Source organism: Staphylococcus sp. HMSC072B07 (assembly GCF_001815505.1).
Classification (GTDB): domain Bacteria; phylum Bacillota; class Bacilli; order Staphylococcales; family Staphylococcaceae; genus Staphylococcus; species Staphylococcus simulans.
The window spans coordinates 38,870-39,646 of record NZ_KV820948.1 but is presented as its reverse complement, the minus strand read 5'-3'; the positions used below and the strand labels follow the sequence as shown (position 1 = coordinate 39,646).

Annotated in this window: 1 protein-coding gene; it reads right to left on the bottom strand. The window is 38.4% G+C overall.

Translation table 11 applies throughout. The features are described from left to right. A partial coding sequence (locus HMPREF3031_RS13560) for an FIVAR domain-containing protein (protein WP_180364346.1) occupies window positions 1-777 on the bottom strand: 777 nt, incomplete at both ends.

Sequence of the window (777 nt, the reverse complement as noted above, 5' to 3'; positions counted from 1 at the left end):
AAGTATCAGCTTTCGCTGCTTCACCAGCTTGAACTGCTGCTTCGAATGGTGTTACAGTGCTTGGTTTGTAGTCATCTTTCTTAACTGTGTTAGCTGCATCTAATGCTTTTTGTAACTCATCTAATGCATCTTGACGTTCTTTTGCTGCGATGGCATCGTTAATTGCTTTTGTTGCTTCTGCCACTTGTTGTGGTGTTGCATTACCATCAGCTTTAACCGCTTCACCAGCAGTTACTGCATCTTGAAGTGCTTTATCTTCTTTATCTGCAGGGTCAAGTTGACCTAAAGTTTTCGCTTTATCGATTGCTTTTTGTAATTCTGCTTTATCAGCTTTTTGAACTAAGTTATTTTGCGCATCTTTCAATGCTTGAGTTGCTTCTTTAATATCTTCAGTTGTTTTGTTGTCTGGATTAGCCACAATTGCTTTACCATCATTTTCTTTTTCATTTAATGGCGTAACTGAATTTGGCGTGAAACTATCTTTATCAAGTTTTGCAACTTTCGCTAGCTCTTCTTTCAATTCATCAAGCGCTGCTTGTTTTGCATCCGCTGCTTCTTTTGCTTCTTTAGCATCTTGTGCTTTTTTAGCATTAATCGCGTCATCTAACGCTTTTTTAGCTGCATCAACTGCTGCTTGATCCGCATTTTGATCTGCTTGAACTGCTTTAGCTTTATTTAATGCATCTTGAACTGCTTTGTCTTCCGGATCATTTGCGTTTAATTGACCTAAACCTTCAGCTGTCGCGATTGATTTTTCAAGTTCTGCTTTATTTGCTT